General features: G+C 63.1%; 15 protein-coding genes and 1 tRNA gene. 11 read left to right on the forward strand and 5 right to left on the reverse strand.

Features of this window, described 5'->3' with window-relative positions:
* Positions 1-14: 14 nt before the first annotated feature.
* The 4 genes from PSEMO_RS21185 to PSEMO_RS21200 form a co-directional block, all read right to left on the reverse strand.
* Positions 15-275, reverse strand: coding sequence for a DUF2164 domain-containing protein (locus PSEMO_RS21185; RefSeq protein ID WP_075804920.1), 261 nt, complete (start codon positions 273-275; stop codon positions 15-17).
* The gene (gene hisH, locus PSEMO_RS21190; RefSeq protein ID WP_075804921.1) at positions 275-913 is read right to left on the reverse strand and encodes an imidazole glycerol phosphate synthase subunit HisH; all 639 of its coding nucleotides are present in this window, start codon (positions 911-913) and stop codon (positions 275-277) included. Before hisH ends, PSEMO_RS21185 begins: the two co-directional genes overlap by 1 nt.
* Entirely contained in the window at positions 913-1,506 is a 594-nt protein-coding gene (gene hisB / locus PSEMO_RS21195) for an imidazoleglycerol-phosphate dehydratase HisB (protein ID WP_075804922.1), read from the reverse strand. The genes hisH and hisB overlap by 1 nt, the downstream gene beginning before the upstream one ends.
* A 237-nt stretch (positions 1,507-1,743) precedes the next feature.
* On the reverse strand, positions 1,744-3,402 hold the full coding sequence (locus PSEMO_RS21200) for an OFA family MFS transporter (protein WP_075804923.1): 1,659 nt from the start codon (positions 3,400-3,402) through the stop codon (positions 1,744-1,746).
* Between the two features lie 331 nt (positions 3,403-3,733).
* Between PSEMO_RS21200 and PSEMO_RS21205 the strand changes: the two genes are divergently transcribed.
* The 7 genes from PSEMO_RS21205 to PSEMO_RS21235 all read left to right on the forward strand — a co-directional run bounded on the left by PSEMO_RS21205 (position 3,734) and on the right by PSEMO_RS21235 (position 10,020).
* On the forward strand, positions 3,734-5,968 hold the full coding sequence (locus PSEMO_RS21205; protein WP_075804924.1) for an AsmA family protein: 2,235 nt from the start codon (positions 3,734-3,736) through the stop codon (positions 5,966-5,968).
* Entirely contained in the window at positions 5,965-7,032 is a 1,068-nt protein-coding gene (gene mutY, locus PSEMO_RS21210) for an A/G-specific adenine glycosylase (protein ID WP_075804925.1), read from the forward strand. The genes PSEMO_RS21205 and mutY overlap by 4 nt, the downstream gene beginning before the upstream one ends.
* Positions 7,029-7,301, forward strand: a complete 273-nt coding sequence (locus PSEMO_RS21215) for an oxidative damage protection protein (RefSeq protein WP_075804926.1) — start codon at positions 7,029-7,031, stop codon at positions 7,299-7,301. Before mutY ends, PSEMO_RS21215 begins: the two co-directional genes overlap by 4 nt.
* A gap of 92 nt (positions 7,302-7,393) precedes the next feature.
* Positions 7,394-7,469: transfer RNA gene (locus PSEMO_RS21220), tRNA-Phe, on the forward strand.
* Positions 7,470-7,594: 125 nt separating this feature from the next.
* Positions 7,595-7,996 (forward strand): hypothetical protein, encoded by a 402-nt coding sequence (locus tag PSEMO_RS21225; protein WP_075804927.1) that lies wholly within the window; start codon positions 7,595-7,597, stop codon positions 7,994-7,996.
* 408 nt (positions 7,997-8,404) lie between these two features.
* Complete coding sequence (gene ppk2 / locus PSEMO_RS21230; protein WP_075804928.1) at positions 8,405-9,451, forward strand: polyphosphate kinase 2; 1,047 nt, start codon at positions 8,405-8,407, stop codon at positions 9,449-9,451.
* Between the two features lie 134 nt (positions 9,452-9,585).
* Entirely contained in the window at positions 9,586-10,020 is a 435-nt protein-coding gene (locus tag PSEMO_RS21235; RefSeq protein ID WP_075804929.1) for a hypothetical protein, read from the forward strand.
* 142 nt (positions 10,021-10,162) lie between these two features.
* On the opposite strand, the gene gabP is transcribed toward PSEMO_RS21235, so the two are convergent.
* Complete coding sequence (gene gabP, locus PSEMO_RS21240) at positions 10,163-11,557, reverse strand: GABA permease (protein ID WP_075804930.1); 1,395 nt, start codon at positions 11,555-11,557, stop codon at positions 10,163-10,165.
* Positions 11,558-12,163: 606 nt separating this feature from the next.
* Between gabP and PSEMO_RS21245 the strand changes: the two genes are divergently transcribed.
* From PSEMO_RS21245 to PSEMO_RS21260, 4 genes are read left to right on the forward strand one after another with little or no spacing between them, the layout of a single operon-like run.
* Positions 12,164-12,937, forward strand: coding sequence for an ABC transporter ATP-binding protein (locus PSEMO_RS21245; protein WP_075804931.1), 774 nt, complete (start codon positions 12,164-12,166; stop codon positions 12,935-12,937).
* 13 nt (positions 12,938-12,950) lie between these two features.
* Positions 12,951-13,703 carry an ABC transporter substrate-binding protein gene (locus PSEMO_RS21250; protein ID WP_075804932.1) on the forward strand — a complete coding sequence of 251 codons (753 nt, stop codon included), beginning with the start codon at positions 12,951-12,953 and terminating at the stop codon, positions 13,701-13,703.
* Between the two features lie 55 nt (positions 13,704-13,758).
* Positions 13,759-14,454, forward strand: coding sequence for an ABC transporter permease (locus tag PSEMO_RS21255; RefSeq protein ID WP_075804933.1), 696 nt, complete (start codon positions 13,759-13,761; stop codon positions 14,452-14,454).
* The gene (locus PSEMO_RS21260; protein ID WP_075804934.1) at positions 14,451-15,140 is read left to right on the forward strand and encodes an ABC transporter permease; all 690 of its coding nucleotides are present in this window, start codon (positions 14,451-14,453) and stop codon (positions 15,138-15,140) included. The genes PSEMO_RS21255 and PSEMO_RS21260 overlap by 4 nt, the downstream gene beginning before the upstream one ends.
* The last annotated feature ends 128 nt before the right edge of the window (positions 15,141-15,268 follow it).

Here is a 15,268-nt window from a genome sequence, read left to right on the forward strand (position 1 = left end):
GTGAGCCCGGGAAGTCAGTTCTTCTCGAGCGCCCACAGGTCGACTTCAATGCTCTCGAAGCGCTCCTTGAGCTGCGTCTGAACATCGAAGATCGCCCGGTTGTAGTAGTGCGGCGCAATTTCCTTGGCGAACAGCTCAAGCACCTCGGCCACTTCGAACGAGCCCAGTTGCAGCTCGAAACGGTCTTCGAGGAAGCGCTTGAGGGTGTCCAGTGCCTCGCGCTCCTGTTCGGGCGCGAGGGTGATGGCCGGGGTCTTGCTGCGTGAGCGGTTCATTACCAGCGGCCATCCCAGGCGGCGAAGTTCTGCAGCAGCTGCAGGCCGTGGGTGTGGCTCTTCTCCGGGTGGAACTGGGTGGCGAAGCGCGAGCCTTCGGCCAGCACCGCAGCGAAATCGACGCCGTAGTGGCCGCGACCGATCACCTGGGACGGCTTGCCGGACTCGATGTAGTAGCTGTGCACGAAATAGAAGCGCGCCAGGTCCGGAATGTCGTGCCAGAGCGGGTGGTCGATCACCTGGCTGACCTGGTTCCAGCCCATGTGCGGCACCTTCAGGTGCTCGCCGTCTTCATGCAGGTCCTTGCCGAAGAAGCGCACCTTGCCGGGGAACAGGCCGATGCAATCGACACCGTCGTTCTCCTCGCTGTGCTCCAGCAGGGCCTGCATGCCGACGCAGATGCCGAGGAACGGACGGTCCTGGCTGACTTCCTTGACCAGGCTGTCGAAGCCCAGGCGGCGGATCTCGCCCATGCAGTCGCGGATCGCGCCGACACCGGGGAAGACCACACGGTCGGCTTCACGGATGACCGCGGCGTCGCTGGTGATCAGCACCTTGCCGGCGCCGACGTGCTCCAGGGCCTTGGCCACCGAGTGCAGGTTGCCCATGCCATAGTCGATAACGGCTACGGTCTGCATTACAGGGTTCCCTTGGTCGAAGGCATCTGCCCGGCCATGCGCTCGTCCAGCTCGACGGCCATGCGCAGCGCGCGGCCGAAGGCCTTGAACACGGTTTCGATCTGGTGGTGGGTGTTGTGACCGCGCAGGTTGTCGATGTGCAGGCTGACATTGGCGTGGTTGACGAAGCCCTGGAAGAATTCCTGGAACAGGTCGACATCGAAGCCGCCCACGGTCGCGCGGGTGTACGGCACGTGCATCTGCAGGCCCGGGCGGCCGGAGAAATCGATCACCACCCGCGACAGCGCTTCGTCCAGCGGGACATAGGCGTGGCCGTAGCGGCGGATGCCCTTCTTGTCGCCGATGGCCTGGTTGAAGGCCTGGCCCAGGGTGATACCGACGTCTTCGACGGTATGGTGGTCGTCGATATGCAGGTCGCCCTTGCACTCGATGTCCAGATCGATCAATCCGTGACGGGAAATCTGATCCAGCATGTGCTCCAGGAAAGGCACGCCGATATCGAATCGGGCCTTACCAGTGCCATCCAGGTTGATCGAGGCTTTGATCTGGGTTTCCAGAGTATTGCGCTCGACGGACGCCTTACGTTCGACCATCACCAGCTCCGCAAAATCATTGGGCGAAAAAGGCGGTCATTATAGGCGCAGAACGTCGCATCTTGAAACGAAGATGACGTGTGGTGTGAGGGGTTTTGCGCCCGATTTTCGGGCTGATGGGCAATTCGAGGGCCTCATCGCTGGCAAGCCAGCTCCCACAGGGTCCGCGGTGCATGCGATCCCTGTGGGCGCTGGCTTGCCAGCGATTGGGCCGCAAGAGCGACCCAAAACCCCGGATCAGTGGAACAGAACAGCCGTCTTCTGCAGCGTCGCCCACACACCCCAGGCCAGCGGAATGCCCACGGCCAGCCAGGCCGCGATCACCAGCGGCAGGGTGCCGTCGGCGGCTTTCCACTCCAGCACGGTACTGCCATCAGCGCCCTTGTCATGCCCGATCGCCTGCTCGGCGGCCAGTTGCTCTTCGGTCATGAAGTACTTGTCGGCCACCGGACGCACCATCGCGTTGCAGATAAAGCCCAGCACCAGCAGGCCTGCAAGGATGTACAGGGTGATGTCGTAGGCCGCAGCCCGCTCCACACCGATGCTCAGTTGGTACTCGCGCAGGTAGTTGACCAGCACCGGACCGAGCACGCCCGCCGCCGCCCAGGCGGTCAGCAGGCGACCGTGGATCGCGCCGACCATCTGCGTACCGAACAGGTCCGCCAGGTACGCCGGCACGGTAGCGAAGCCACCGCCGTACATCGACAGGATGATGCAGAACGCCGCCACGAACAGCGCGACGTTGCCCAGGTGGCCCATGTTCGGCACCAGCGAGTACAGGGCGAAGCCCAGCGCGAAGAAGGCGAAGTAGGTGTTCTTGCGCCCGATGTAGTCGGAGAACGACGCCCAGAAGAAGCGTCCGCCGATGTTGAACAGGCTGAGCAGGCCGGTGAAGCCGGCGGCGATCGCGGCGATCTGCGCCAGTTGCGCGGTGTCCAGTTCGCTGAAGGTCAGGTTGTTGCCCAGCAGCTTGCCGGCAAAGACTTCCTGCAGCAGCGGCGAAGCCATGCCGAGGATGCCGATACCGGCGGACACGTTGAGGCACAGCACCAGCCAGATCAGGGCGAACTGCGGGGTCTTCCAGGCCACGCTGACGTGCACGTGACGGTGGGTGATCATCGAGTTGCTGGCCTTCTTCGCCGGGGCGGTCCAGCCTTCAGGCTTCCAGCCGGTCGGCGGAACGCGGTACGACAGGGCACCGCCGATCATGAAGATGAAGTAGATCACCGCCATCACCACGAAGCTCTGCCACACGCCGACGCCTTCAGGGCTGGCGAAGTGGTTCATCAGCGCTGCGGCCAATGGTGCACCGACCATCGCACCACCACCGAAGCCCATGATCGCCATGCCGGTAGCCATGCCGCGCTTGTCCGGGAACCACTTGATCAGGGTCGAGACCGGCGAAATGTAGCCAAGGCCCAGGCCGATACCGCCGATCACCCCAGAGCCCAGCCACATCAGCCAGATCTGGTGGGTATACACGCCCAGCGCGGAAATCAGCAGACCACCGCACCAGCAAAGTGCCGAAACAACACCGGCCTTGCGCGGCCCCGCGTGCTCCAGCCAGCCACCCCAGATCGCCGCCGAGCAGCCGAGGAAGATGAAGAACAGGGTGTAGATCCAGCCGAGCATGGAGATCGGCCAGTCACAGGTGGAAGAGAACATCTGGGCGAAGAAGCCCATGTCCGGGGCGCAGGCCACCGGCGCAGTGATGCCGATCGCCTTCGACAGCGGCAGCCAGAACACCGAGAAGCCGTAGGCCATGCCGATGCACAGGTGGATGGCGAGTGCGGCAGGCGGAACCAGCCAGCGGTTGAAACCGGGTCGAGCGACGATGCGCTCCTTGGACAGGAAACCAGGCGCGCTGGCCGTGGCTCCCGCAGTGATGGTGCTCATTATTGTTGCCCTCGTAGATAGGTAGTGTTCCCACATCGGGGCCGATACCCAGCGACTTTGGCGCACGCAGGCAACGAGTCGTTTTTTGAGGCAGCCGACCCTGTCGCGACAATTTGTCGCAAAAAGATTCAGGAACTGCGCAAGAGTAGCATTTAGCTAGCTAACAAAAGCCAAACTGATATCACTGTTTTTCTTGTAACTGAGACTTTCTTCCGCGGAACTGCCGGGGCACAGAGGGTCAAACCCGCCGCGCGCAGCAATCGCGGCGGCCAAGGTCGCAAGGCTATACTCTGCGGCTGACTTTTCAGATACCGACTACAAGGACTCGCCCATGAAAGCGTTCGGCAAAATCCTGGGGCTGGTGGTTCTCGGGCTGTTGCTGATCGTGGTGGCCGGCGGCTTCGCCCTGACCCACCTCTTCGATCCCAACGACTACAAAGACGAGATCCGCCAACTGGCTCGCGACAAGGCTCATATCGAGCTGACCCTGAACGGCGACATTGGCTGGAGCCTGTTCCCCTGGCTCGGCCTGGAGCTGCACGAGGCGAGCATTGCCACGCTGAACAAACCGGCCGAACCGATCGCCGACCTGCAGATGCTCGGCCTCTCGGTACGCGTACTGCCGCTGCTGCGCCGCGAAGTGCAGATGAGCGATGTGCGGGTCGAAGGCCTGAACCTGAACCTGGTCCGCGACGAAAACGGCCACGGCAACTGGGAAGACATCGGCAAGCCGCTGCCGGTCAAGGCGCCGGAAGGCAGCGCCGAGACCGCGCCGGCCACGCCTGCGCCAGCCGAAGGCGACAGCAAGCCGGCCGCCAGCGAGCGTCCGCTGAAGCTGGACATCGACAGCCTTACCGTCAACAACGCCCGGGTGCAGTACAACGACGTGCGCAGCGGCAAGAGCTTCAGTGCCGAAAGCATCCAGCTGAGCACCGAGGCCGTGCATGACGGCGTGAACATTCCGCTCAAGCTCACCGCTTTCCTCAGTTCCGGCCAGCCGGTACTGCGGGCGCGCATCGAGCTGGCCGGCGAAGCCCGCTTCGACCGCGCCCTGCGCCGCTACCAACTGGAAGACATGAAGCTGCATGGCGAACTCTCCGGCGAGCCGCTGGCGCAGAAGAGCATGACCTTCTCCGCCCAGGGCCAGTTGCTGGCCGACCTGGCCGCCAACGTTGCCGAATGGAACGGCCTGAAGCTCTCCGCCAACCAGCTGCGCGCCCTCGGCGAGCTGCATGTGCGCGACCTGAACAGCGAGCCGAAGGTCAGCGGGGGCATTTCCATTGCCCAGTTCGACCTGCGCAAGTTCCTCGACAGCGTCGGCGTGGTCCTGCCGCCGATGAAGGACCTGACCACCCTGACCAACGTCGAGCTGGTCGGCCGCCTCGAAGGCACGAAAACCAGCCTGGCCCTGGAAGACCTGGCGCTGAAGCTGGACGACAGCACCTTCACCGGTCGTGTGGCCGTGGAAGACTTCGCCAAACAGGCCCTGCGCCTCCAGTTGAAGAACGACAAGTTCGACGCCGACCGCTACCTGCTGGCCAAGAGCGACGACGCGAAGAACGCCAATGCCGCGCGCAAGGCCGAAGTGCAAAGCACCGAAGCCACCGCCGTCGCCGGCCCTGGCACCTCGCCGTTGCCGGACGCACCGACCCAGGTCGCCTGGAGCACCGACAAGCTGCTGCCGGTGGACCGCCTGCGCGCCCTCGACCTGCAGGCCGACCTGAGCTTCGGCGTGCTGACCCTGGACAAGCTGCCGATCCAGAACGCCGAGCTGAAGGCCAACGGCCAGGGCGGCCTGATCACCCTGGAAGCCCTGCGTGGCGGCCTGTACAACGGCACCTTCGACACCCGCGGTACCCTCGACGTGCGCCCTGCCGTACCGCAGATCGGCGTCAACGCGAAGATCGTCCGGGTACCGGTGGAACACTTCATCAAGCACGACGGCGACACCCCGCCGGTGAAGGGCCTGCTCACCCTCGACAGCGACCTGACCGCCACCGGCAACAGCCAGAAGGCCCTGGTCGATACGCTCAACGGCAAGGCCAGCTTCGTCATCAACAACGGCGTGCTGGTCAACGCCAATCTCGAACAGCAACTGTGCCAGGGCATCGCCACCCTCAACCGCAAGACCCTGAGCGGCGAGCCACGGGGCAAGGACACGCCGTTCCAGGAGCTCAAAGGCAGCCTGGTGCTGAGCAACGGCGTGGCCAGCAACCCGGACCTGAAAGTCCGCATCCCCGGCCTGACCGTCAACGGCAACGGCGATATCGACCTGCGCGTGCTGGGCATGGACTACCGGGTCGGGGTCATCGTCGAAGGCGACACCCGCGAAATGCCGGACCCGGCCTGCCAGGTCGGCGAGCGCTTCGTCGGGCTGGAATTCCCGCTGCGCTGCCGTGGCCCGCTGGAACTGGGCGCACGGGCCTGCCGCATCGACAAGGACGGGGTCGGCAAGCTGGCCGGCCAGGCGCTGGGCAACCGGATCAACGAAAAACTCGAAGAGAAGCTGGGTGACAAGGTCAGTCCCGAGCTCAAAGACGCATTGAAGGGCCTGTTCAAACGATGACCCCCGAGCAGTTTTCCACCGCGGTGCTCGACTGGTTCGACCGCCACGGCCGCCACGACCTGCCCTGGCAACAGGGCATCACCCCGTACCGGGTGTGGGTCTCCGAGATCATGCTGCAGCAGACCCAGGTCAGCACCGTGCTCAATTACTTCGGCCGCTTCATGGACGCCCTGCCGGACGTCCAGGCCCTGGCCGCAGCGCCCGAAGACGAAGTGCTGCACCTGTGGACCGGGCTGGGCTACTACACCCGCGCACGCAACCTGCAGAAGACCGCGAAGATCGTGGTCGAGCAGTACGGCGGCGAATTCCCCCGGGATGTCGAGAAGCTTACCGAGCTGCCTGGCATCGGCCTGTCCACTGCCGGCGCCATCGCCAGCATCAGCATGGGCCTGCGTGCGCCGATCCTCGACGGCAACGTCAAGCGCGTCCTGGCGCGCTATACGGCGCAGGAGGGCTACCCCGGCGAGCCCAAAGTGGCCAAGGCGCTGTGGGCCAACGCAGAGCGCTTCACGCCGCACCAGCGGGTCAACGACTACACCCAGGCGATGATGGACCTTGGCGCCACCCTCTGCACCCGCAGCAAGCCCAGTTGCCTGCTGTGCCCGCTGGAGCGTGGCTGCGAAGCGCACATGCTCGGCCAGGAGATCCGCTACCCGCTGCCCAAGCCGCGCAAGACCCTGCCACAGAAGCGCACATTGATGCCGCTGCTGGCCAACGACGAGGGCGCCATCCTGCTTTACCGGCGCCCCTCCAGTGGGCTCTGGGGCGGGCTCTGGAGCTTGCCGGAACTGGACGACCTGGACGACCTGGAGCACCTCGCCGACCAGCACCGCCTGAACATCGAAACCCGCCACGAACTGACCGGCCTGACCCACACCTTCAGCCATTTCCAGCTGGCCATCGAGCCCTGGCTGGTACGCGTCGGCCAGCAGGGCGACCACGTGGCCGAGGCCGACTGGCTCTGGTATAACCTCGCCACCCCGCCGCGCCTGGGCCTCGCCGCCCCGGTGAAGAAGCTGCTGAAACGCGCGGCCGACGTATTGATTGCAGGAGAGTCGCGATGACCCGCACCGTAATGTGCCGCAAGTACAAAGAAGAACTGCCGGGCCTGGAGCGTCCGCCCTACCCGGGGCCCAAGGGCCTGGACATCTACGAGCACATCTCGCAGCAGGCCTGGGCCGACTGGCAGAAGGAGCAGACCATGCTCATCAACGAGAAACGCCTGAACATGATGAACGCCGATGACCGCAAGTTCATCCAGGGCGAGATGGACAAGTTCTTCTCCGGCGAGGATTTCGAGAAGGCCGAAGGCTACGTTCCACCGGCCCAATGACCCCCGAAAACCGTAAGCGTCGGTATTAATTAAAAAAAATTTTGAAAATGTTGTTGACGCAATCCTGAAAAACGCTTTTAATGCGCCCCGTTGCCCAGATAGCTCAGTCGGTAGAGCAGAGGATTGAAAATCCTCGTGTCGGCGGTTCGACTCCGTCTCTGGGCACCAAGACAACGCAAAGCCCCTGAATCGAAAGATTCAGGGGCTTTTTGTTTGCCTGCGTTTTTTTGGCATTTCGCTAGCAGGAAAAGTTACCGCGAAATGTAGGGCTAATCCTCCCCAGGGAGATGGAGATGAGAAAGCTTGCACTGCTTTGGTCGGTAATTCTCCTGAGCGGATGCGTTGGCATCACGATAACGGCCCCGGAAAAGCAAAAAATCCTGTCTTACGACGATCGGCACCTCCTCAAGCAGGAACCCGAACCAGTGATCAGCAAGGTCGTGATCCACAACCAGAGGCGCGAGTGGTGCGGGGCGACGCTATGGGCTCTGGGCCTGCCTATCCCCCTGAAGCTTCCCGTCTGCCAATCTTTCGAAGAAACCTCATACGGTGTCGACAACAGAGGGCGGGCAGTGCCACTCGTGATTTCGCGACAGGAGATGCAGTCCCCGTTCTATGGATGCGGTCCACTCATGGGGCTGTCGGCGATGATCCACGGCTACAAAGGAAACATTTTCTGCGGCATGCTTCCATGACACTCGCAACCCAGCTGGGCGTGAGTACCTACACATCTCGGACTGATGGCCGACGCGGTTCAGGTAGGAGCGTGGCTTGCCCGCGAAGGGCCGCAAAGCGGCCCCAAAACCTGCCACTCCGAGCATCCGGGGCACTGAAGCCAAGCAGGCGCTGAATCCAGAAATCTTCCCCCACCTAACTCGTGCTGGATGGTTTTGGGGCCGCTGTGCGGCCCTTCGCGGGCAAGCCACGCTCCTACAGCTCCTGCGTGGATCCTCCATCCGAGCCTGGACGAGAGATGTGTGGATACCCAGGCCCCAAGGACGGCGCCAAGCCGAGCGCAATAGGTTGACCGACATCAATACGCCATCACTCGATCTATGTAAGTTGTGGAGCTGGACATTCGAAGGAACAGAAGGCCCCTCCCCATGAGTGAAGAAACCCCCGTCCTGCCGCTCCCAGAGCCCGGGGTGACCGCGCACCACGTGACACCGCACAAGCCAGCCGCCGCCCGCCCGCACCGTCGCCCACGCAAGCCAGCGCCGATCGTCGAGACCGAAGTCATCACCGACAGCCCGGCCGCCATCGAAGTCGCCCACGCGCCCCACGGCACCAGCGAGGACAGTTCCTCGGCGAAGCTGCCGCACACCTACCCCTACAGCACCCGCATGCGCCGTGCCGAGTACGACAAGGCCAAGCACGCGCTGCAGATCGAGCTGCTCAAGGTGCAGAACTGGGTCAAGGAAACCGGGCAGCGCGTGGTCATCCTTTTCGAAGGCCGCGACGCGGCGGGCAAGGGTGGCACCATCAAGCGCTTCATGGAGCACCTGAACCCCCGCGGTGCACGGATCGTCGCCCTGGAGAAGCCCTCCGAGCAGGAAAAGGGCCAGTGGTACTTCCAGCGCTATATCCAGCACCTGCCGACGGCGGGCGAGATGGTCTTCTTCGACCGCTCCTGGTACAACCGCGCCGGCGTCGAGCGGGTCATGGACTTCTGCTCGCCCCTGCAATACCTGGAATTCATGCGCCAGGCCCCGGAGCTGGAGCGCATGCTGTGCAACAGCGGTATCCTGCTGTTCAAGTACTGGTTCTCGGTGAACCGCGAGGAACAGCTGCGCCGCTTCATCTCCCGGCGTGACGACCCGCTCAAGCACTGGAAGCTGTCGCCCATCGACATCAAGTCGCTGGACAAGTGGGGCGAGTACACGGCGGCCAAGGAAGCCATGTTCTTCCACACGGACACCGCCGATGCGCCGTGGACGGTGATCAAGTCCGACGACAAGAAGCGCGCGCGGATCAACTGCATCCGCCACTTCCTTAACGCCCTCGACTACCCGGGCAAGGACTTCCGCGTCGCCCACGAACCCGACCCGCTGCTGGTGGGCCGCGCTTCGCGGGAAATCGAGGAAGACCTGCGTGACGAGGACGAAGTGGAGCTGCGCGGCCGGGTCAGCGCCCTGACGCTGCCACGCTGAAAGGACCTCACGCCGGTTCGGCCGGGTGACTGCCTGTCGCCCATCGAGCTGGCGCCGCTCTCCCCGGCTTGGGTTTCCTGGTCAACTGCGTTTCAATACGCGTCTTTGACTGACTTCGCACCAAGGAACCCCCGATGGCCTCGAACACCAAGCAACAGAAACGCGCCAAGCGCGCCGCCGCCAAGGCCCGCGAAAACCGCATGGTGCGCAGCGGCCAGGCGGTCAAGAGCAGCGGCGAGGCTTCCAGCGCCAGCGTCCAGCAGGTGTTCGACAAGGCCATGAGCTCGGGCAGCTACACCGCCCTGTTCGAGAAGATGAAGAGCGCCCAGGAAAACGGCCTGGAAGCCATGATTGCCGTGTTCATGGTCGACCCGCTGCTGACCCTGGTACTCAAGGGCCACAGCGAAGACCACGCCACCGACTACATCTGCATGGTCTTCTGCGCATACCGCAAATGGCTGGATGGCACCGAGGAAGCCGAGGCCATGGCCTGGCTGGAAAGCGAGGAATTCCAGGACGCCTATGTGGCGGCCTCGGAGATGGTGTCCAAGCAGAAGAAATTTGCCTGAGTCACCTGCCCCGGCAAACAACAAAAAACCCTGTGGGAGCTGGCTTGCCAGCGATTAGGCCGGCAATGACAAAGATGTTGTCAGATCGGGCCAAATCGCTGGCAAGCCAGCTCCCACAGGGTCGGAGAGATGCTCTGGATGCTCAGCTATCCATCACCAGGCTCCCGCCCTTCTCCGCCTTGCGCTTGCGCGCCACCAGCAGGCCGGCAGCCACCACGGCAATGCTCAGCAGCCCAGTGGAAATCACTTCGGCACGATGATCAGGACGGATCAGCATCAGCGTCAGCACGCCGATGATGAAGAAGATGGTCACCCAGGTCAGCACCGGGAAGGCCCACATCTTGAAGGCGATCTTCTCGCCCCGGGCCATGCGCTGACGGCGCATGCGCAGCTGCGACACTGCGATCACCAGGTACACCAGCAGGGCAATCGCCCCCGAGCTGGCCAGCAGGAACTCGAACACCTGCGCCGGCGCCACATAGTTGGCGAACACGGTCAGGAACGCCGCCGCCGTGGACAGCAGCACCGCCCAGTGCGGCGTGCCGCTGCGGTTGGTGCGCTGGGCAATCGCCGGCGCATCACCACGCTTGCTCAGGGAGAACAGCATGCGCGACGAGGTGTACAACGCCGAGTTGAGGCAACTGGTCACGGCGATCAGCACGACCACATCGACGATCAGCTTGGCATGCGGGATGCCCATCAGTTGCAGCACGGTCTGGTACGAACCCACCTCTGCCAGCTCGCCGGCATTCCACGGCACCAGGGCGACAACGATGAAGATCGACACGAGGTAGAACAGGAAGATCCGCCAGATCACCGAGTTGGTCGCCTTGCTGATCTGCTTGCCCGGGTCTTTCGACTCCGCAGCGGCAATGGTGACGATCTCGGTGCCCATGAACGAGAACATGGTGGTCAGCATGGCGCCCAGCACCGCGCCGAGGCCGTTGGGCATGAAGCCCTGGGTGTCGAACAGATGGCTGACACCGCTGACCTGGCTGTGCGGCATGAAGCCGAAGATCGCCGCCAGGCCGAGAATGATGAAGCCGATGATGGCCACGACTTTCAACAGAGCGAACCAGAACTCGAACTCGCCGTAGTTCTTCACGCTGAACAGGTTGGTCGCGGTCAGCAGCAAGGTGATGACCAGGGTGAAGACCCAGATCGCCACGTCTGGGAACCAGGCATTGAGGATGGTCGCGGCGGCGTTGGCCTCCAGCGGGATGACCAGCACCCAGAACCACCAGTACAGCCAGCCGATGGTGAAACCGGCCCAGTGCCCGATGGCACGGTCGGCGTAGGTGGAGAAGGAACCGGTGTCCGGCGAGGCCACGGCCATTTCGCCGAGCATGCGCATCACCAGTACCACCAGCGTGCCCGCTGCGGCGTAGGCCAGCAGCACGGCCGGGCCGGCAGCGGCGATGGCATGGCCGGACCCTACGAACAGACCGGCGCCGATAACGCCTGCGATGGACAGCATGGTCACATGCCGTTGCTTGAGCCCCTGAGCGAGGTCATTGGAATTGTGCTTACCGCTCATAAAACTACCTATGCAAAGAATGGGAGATCGTCCCGCGATTGGAGCCGCATGCCCTTTTGGGGCACCCCGCGTCTCGTGACAGGTGGAGGGCAATAAGCGGGCCAGATCTATGACCGCCCATTTCGAAACACCTTGAAACCACGATAAACAGGGCCTGCGGCGCTTTCCGCCAGTCATTGGCCGAAAGGTCGCCAAACTTGCCAGACTTTGCCGGATTACTGAAATACCCACTTACAATTAGAAACGGGTGCTCCATAACCGAACACGGGTAACACCTTGTGCAACTTTATGGATGAAAGAGGTGCAACCCGAAAGAACTTCCAGCGCTCCAGTCGGCACTGCCGAAAAGCGCCGCGACCAAATACGCCTTTCCTCGGGCGGCCAAAACTGGCACCATCGCGCCTTTTTTCATCCTGGCTCCGGCCCGTAAAACGGAACCGGCGGACCGCGACGCGACATTCCACTGCGACGATGCGACACCCGCCCCTCCCCCGGCCGCCCACCCTGCTTGCCCTTCTTGGCTGCGATCCGAACGCTATGCTAGCGTTGCGCCTCGCCAGGACGGCCGCCAACAAGCAGAACGCACAGAACATATGAGGACCGCACATGGCCCAGGCCGCGCCCGCGCTGGAAATCCGCAACCTGCACAAACGCTACGGCGAGCAGGAAATTCTCAAGGGCATCTCCCTTACCGCCCGTGACGGCGACGTGATTTCCATCCTCGGCTCCTCCGGTTCCGGCAAGTCGACCTTGCTGCGCTGCATCAACCTCCTGGAAAACCCGCACCAGGGCGAAATCCTCGTCGCCGGCGAAACCCTCAAGCTGAAAGCCGCGCGCAACGGCGAGCTGGTCGCTGCCGACAACAAGCAGATCAACCGCCTGCGCAGCGAGATCGGCTTCGTCTTCCAGAACTTCAACCTCTGGCCGCACATGAGCATCCTCGACAACATCATCGAGGCGCCGCGCCGGGTACTGGGGCAGAGCAAGGCCGAGGCCATCGAGCACGCCGAAGCGCTGCTGGACAAGGTCGGCATCCACAACAAGCGCCACAGCTACCCCACCGAGCTTTCCGGTGGCCAGCAGCAGCGCGCCGCGATCGCCCGGACCCTGGCGATGAAACCCAAGGTCATCCTGTTCGATGAACCGACCTCCGCGCTGGACCCGGAAATGGTCCAGGAAGTCCTCAACGTCATCCGCGCCCTGGCCGACGAAGGCCGGACCATGCTGCTGGTGACCCACGAAATGAACTTCGCCCGGCAGGTATCGAGCGAAGTCGTGTTCCTTCATCAAGGCCTCATCGAAGAGCAAGGATCGCCGCAGCAGGTTTTCGAAAACCCGACCTCGGCGCGTTGTAAGCAATTCATGTCCAGCAACCGCTAACGGAGCAACACGCATGCAGAACTACAAGAAGTACCTCCTGGCCGCTGCCGCCACGCTGGTGTTCTCGGCCAATGCCATGGCCGCGGAAAAACTGCGGATGGGTATCGAAGCCGCTTACCCTCCCTTCAACAGCAAGGATGCCAGCGGCCAAGTGGTCGGCTTCGACAAGGACATCGGCGACGCCCTGTGCGCCAAGATGAAGGTCGAGTGCGAAGTGGTCACTTCCGATTGGGACGGGATCATTCCGTCGCTGCTGGCCAAGAAGTACGACTTCATCGTGTCGTCGCTGTCGATCACCGACGAGCGTAAAGCGGCCGTCGACTTCACCGACCGCTACTACTCCAACAAGCTGCAGTTCATCGCGCCGAAGAACGTCGACTTCAAGACCGACAAGGCCTACCTCAAGGGCAAGACCATCGGTACCCAGCGCGCCACCCTGTCCGGCACCTGGCTGGAAGACAACTACGGCAAGGACATCACCCTGAAGCTGTACGACACCCAGGAAAACGCCTACCTCGACCTGACGTCCGGCCGTGTCGACGCCCTGCTGGCGGACAAGTACGTGAACTACGACTGGCTGAAATCCGATGCCGGCAAAGACTACGAGTTCAAGGGTGAGCCTGTGGTGGAAAGCGACGAGATCGGCATTGCCGTGCGCAAGGGTGACCCACTGAAGGACAAGCTGAACGCTGCGCTGAAGGAAATCATCGCCGACGGCACGTACAAGAAGATCAACGACAAGTACTTCCCGTTCAGCATCTATTGATTCGCCCCGACCGGCACCGCCTTGCGCGGTGTCGGTCTCTTGAACATGCCTGCCCATGAATATTGATCTACACGGATTCGGTCCGGCGCTGGCCGCTGGCACGCTGATGACCGTCAAGCTGGCGCTCTCGGCCCTCTGCCTGGGCCTGGTGCTCGGCCTGCTCGGCGCCCTCGCCAAGACCTCGCCGTTCAAACCGCTGCGCTGGATCGGTGGCACCTACTCGACCATCGTTCGCGGCGTGCCCGAGCTGCTCTGGGTCCTCTTCATCTATTTCGGTTCGGTGGCCCTGATGAGCCAGCTGGGCGACCTGATCGGCGTGCCTGGTCTGGAACTCAGCGCCTTCGCTGCCGGCGTCATCGCCCTCGGCCTGTGCTTCGGCGCCTATGCCACGGAAGTCTTCCGCGGCGCGCTGCTGGCGATCCCCAAGGGGCATCGTGAAGCCGGCATGGCCCTCGGCCTGTCCAAGGGCCGGATCTTCTCGCGCCTGGTCCTCCCGCAGATGTGGCGTATCGCCCTGCCGGGCCTGGGCAACCTGTTCATGATCCTGATGAAGGACACCGCGCTGGTCTCGGTGATCGGCCTGGAAGAAATCATGCGCCAGGCGCAGAACGGCGTGACCACCACCAAGGAACCGTTCACCTTCTACGCGGTTGCGGCCTTTATCTATCTCGGGCTGACCATCGTCGCCATGACCGGCATGCACTTCATGGAAAAACGTGCCGGACGCGGCTTTGCGAGGGCCAACTCATGAATTGGGACGTCATCATCAAATGGCTGCCGCGCCTTGCCGACGGTGCCATCCTGACCCTGGAACTGCTGGCCATCGCCGTCATCCTCGGGCTGCTCATCGCCATCCCGCTGGGTATCGCCCGCTCCTCGCAGCGCTGGTACGTGCAGGCGCTACCGTATGGCTACATCTTCTTCTTCCGCGGCACGCCGCTGCTGGTGCAGCTGTTCCTGGTCTACTACGGCCTGGCGCAGTTCGACGCAGTGCGTAGCAGCTCGCTGTGGCCGTACCTGCGTGACCCGTTCTGGTGTACCGCGCTGACCATGACCCTGCACACTGCCGCCTACATCGCCGAGATCCTGCGCGGCTCGCTGCAGGCGATCCCACGGGGCGAGATCGAGGCAGCGCGGGCGCTGGGCATGTCGCGGGCGACCGCGATGCTGCACATCCTCCTCCCGCGTGCTGCCCGTATCGGCCTGCCGGCGTACAGCAACGAAGTGATCCTCATGCTCAAGGCCAGTGCCTTGGCCAGCACCGTCACCTTGCTGGACATCACCGGCATGGCGCGCACGATCATCGCCCGGACCTACATGCCGGTAGAGATCTTCTTCGCCGCAGGCGTGTTCTACCTGGTGATCTCGTTCGTGCTGGTGCAAGCGTTCAAGTTGCTGGAGCGCTGGTTGCGGGTGGATGCCGCGCACGGCCGCTGATCCCTAGTTCCCCGCTCCCCTGATGTGGGAGCGGGTTCACCCGCGATTGGCCGCACCTGCCCACCACACCTCTTGAAAACACCCTGGCCCCCTGTGGGAGCTGGCTTGCCAGCGATGAGGCCCTCACA

It is taken from the genome of Pseudomonas putida (assembly GCF_001941965.1).
Classification (GTDB): domain Bacteria; phylum Pseudomonadota; class Gammaproteobacteria; order Pseudomonadales; family Pseudomonadaceae; genus Aquipseudomonas; species Aquipseudomonas putida_L.

Excerpts from the sequence above, each read along its gene's own strand:
- hisB (WP_075804922.1), bottom strand. The coding sequence starts at position 1,506 with ATGGTCGAACGTAAGGCGTCCGTCGAGCGCAATACTCTGGAAACCCAG.
- PSEMO_RS21235 (WP_075804929.1), top strand. The coding sequence starts at position 9,586 with ATGGCCTCGAACACCAAGCAACAGAAACGCGCCAAGCGCGCCGCCGCC.
- mutY (WP_075804925.1), top strand. The coding sequence starts at position 5,965 with ATGACCCCCGAGCAGTTTTCCACCGCGGTGCTCGACTGGTTCGACCGC.
- PSEMO_RS21250 (WP_075804932.1), top strand. The coding sequence starts at position 12,951 with ATGCAGAACTACAAGAAGTACCTCCTGGCCGCTGCCGCCACGCTGGTG.
- PSEMO_RS21185 (WP_075804920.1), bottom strand. The coding sequence starts at position 275 with ATGAACCGCTCACGCAGCAAGACCCCGGCCATCACCCTCGCGCCCGAA.
- PSEMO_RS21225 (WP_075804927.1), top strand. The coding sequence starts at position 7,595 with ATGAGAAAGCTTGCACTGCTTTGGTCGGTAATTCTCCTGAGCGGATGC.
- gabP (WP_075804930.1), bottom strand. The coding sequence starts at position 11,557 with ATGAGCGGTAAGCACAATTCCAATGACCTCGCTCAGGGGCTCAAGCAA.
- PSEMO_RS21245 (WP_075804931.1), top strand. The coding sequence starts at position 12,164 with ATGGCCCAGGCCGCGCCCGCGCTGGAAATCCGCAACCTGCACAAACGC.
- PSEMO_RS21255 (WP_075804933.1), top strand. The coding sequence starts at position 13,759 with ATGAATATTGATCTACACGGATTCGGTCCGGCGCTGGCCGCTGGCACG.
- hisH (WP_075804921.1), bottom strand. The coding sequence starts at position 913 with ATGCAGACCGTAGCCGTTATCGACTATGGCATGGGCAACCTGCACTCG.
- PSEMO_RS21205 (WP_075804924.1), top strand. The coding sequence starts at position 3,734 with ATGAAAGCGTTCGGCAAAATCCTGGGGCTGGTGGTTCTCGGGCTGTTG.
- ppk2 (WP_075804928.1), top strand. The coding sequence starts at position 8,405 with ATGAGTGAAGAAACCCCCGTCCTGCCGCTCCCAGAGCCCGGGGTGACC.
- PSEMO_RS21200 (WP_075804923.1), bottom strand. The coding sequence starts at position 3,402 with ATGAGCACCATCACTGCGGGAGCCACGGCCAGCGCGCCTGGTTTCCTG.
- PSEMO_RS21260 (WP_075804934.1), top strand. The coding sequence starts at position 14,451 with ATGAATTGGGACGTCATCATCAAATGGCTGCCGCGCCTTGCCGACGGT.
- PSEMO_RS21215 (WP_075804926.1), top strand. The coding sequence starts at position 7,029 with ATGACCCGCACCGTAATGTGCCGCAAGTACAAAGAAGAACTGCCGGGC.